Source organism: Plantactinospora alkalitolerans (assembly GCF_015690345.1).
In the GTDB taxonomy this organism is placed as follows: domain Bacteria; phylum Actinomycetota; class Actinomycetes; order Mycobacteriales; family Micromonosporaceae; genus Plantactinospora; species Plantactinospora alkalitolerans.
Genome location: NZ_JADPUN010000016.1, coordinates 1 through 1,531, shown reverse-complemented (window position 1 = coordinate 1,531; position 1,531 = coordinate 1). Strand labels below are relative to the sequence as shown.

Sequence of the window (1,531 nt, the reverse complement as noted above, 5' to 3'; positions counted from 1 at the left end):
AGGTGGCGGGTGGGAGGGGCAGGGCGGCCAGGGTGCCCAGGATCAGGAACGGGCCGAACGGGAGGTGGCCGCGCCAGCCGATCCGCCGGGTCGCCAGCAGGACCAGCGCGCACAGCGCCGAGCCGGTGAAGGCGAACAGCAGCCCGAGGACCACCGCCGGCCAGCCCAGCCAGCCGAGCAGCGCGACGGAACTGAGGGCCAGTTTGGCGTCGCCCAGCCCGAACCCGCGCTGTCCCAGCAGCAGCGTGCTCACCCCGAACGACAGGCCCGCGCCGAGCCCGGCGAGCACGGCCCGCCACCAGGCCGAGGGGTCCCCGGCGGCCACGGCCGCGACCCCGAGCAGGGCCAGGGTGCCACCGGCGGCGGCGAAGGTGAGCCGGTCCGGCAACCGGTGTACGGCCACGTCGACGAAGAACAGCGGTACGGCGCAGCCCGCCCACCAGGCGAACGCGATCGACTCGGGCAGTGGCCGACCCGCCACGACCAGTACCGCCACCGCGAGGAGCAGGGCGAACTCGACGGTCAGCGGTGGTGCGCCGACCCGGGTTCCGCAGTTGGCGCAGCTAGCTCGCGGCGAGAGTGTCCGGAGCGGACCGGCGGGCGGTCCGATCGGCGTCCCGCAGATGTCGCAGCCGGATCGACGTGGTTGGCCGTACGGGACCGATTCGGCCGCGACGAGCCAGCGCAGTGCCGGGGCGATCGTGAGCGCGGCGATCACTCGGGCCGGCCAGGACCCGGCCCGGTCGGTCCCGGTCACCGGTTCGTGTCGCGAGGTGGTGATCCGCACCTCGACCTCCTGTCGGGCGCGGCCCCGGCGGGCCGGGGTCGGGGCGGACTGCCAACACGTAGAGTAACTTCATGATCGCCGATAACTGATCTTCGCAGCGTACGGGGCGCCTCGGGGCGGTCGGTCCGGCCCGCCGGAGTGGGTCGCCGATCGGCGCCCCGGGGACCGGCAGCGCCTCCCGGAACCCGGAGTACGGAAGCTGTCAGATCATCGTCATCCGCCGCAATTCGCCCCGTCGGGCCGGCACAATCTGACCAGAACGTTCCACCGCCCACCCGGGACGGAAAATCATTGATCAGATTCGACACATCGATTGACACCATAGGACTCCGATGTCGATCGACCACAAAGATCGCTACCGTGCGTATTCTCTGAATTAGCCCCTGTTGCATCGTCGCCGGTCAGCCTATGCTCGCCCCTTGGGTGACGCACAATCGTCGGCGAACAGCGGACGGAATGATCAGCTGGCAGAAGCGGCACCGAAAAACTAGATCGACTCGACCAAATGTGGATGCAGCGGCGCCGGGCCCGGTCGGGGGCCTCCGGGGCGGAGCGGCCGTGCCCACGTCCCCGGATCCGGCGGAGCAGAAGCCGGCAGGCGGCGGAAGCATGAGGAGGAGACACCGTTGCGAACGCGGCAACTGGCCACCCTCTCGACCACGCTGCTCGTGCTGGCCACGCTGGCCGCCGGGGCCGGCTGCGGCAGCCGGCCCCGGCGGCTGTCTCTCATACACATCTCCGAGC

At 71.1% G+C, this 1,531-nt stretch carries 1 protein-coding gene; it reads right to left on the bottom strand.

The annotated features are described in order from the left end of the window. A partial coding sequence (locus I0C86_RS00085) for a prepilin peptidase (RefSeq protein ID WP_407676240.1) occupies positions 1 to 781 on the bottom strand: 781 nt, incomplete at its 3' end. Positions 782 to 1,531: the final 750 nt, after the last annotated feature.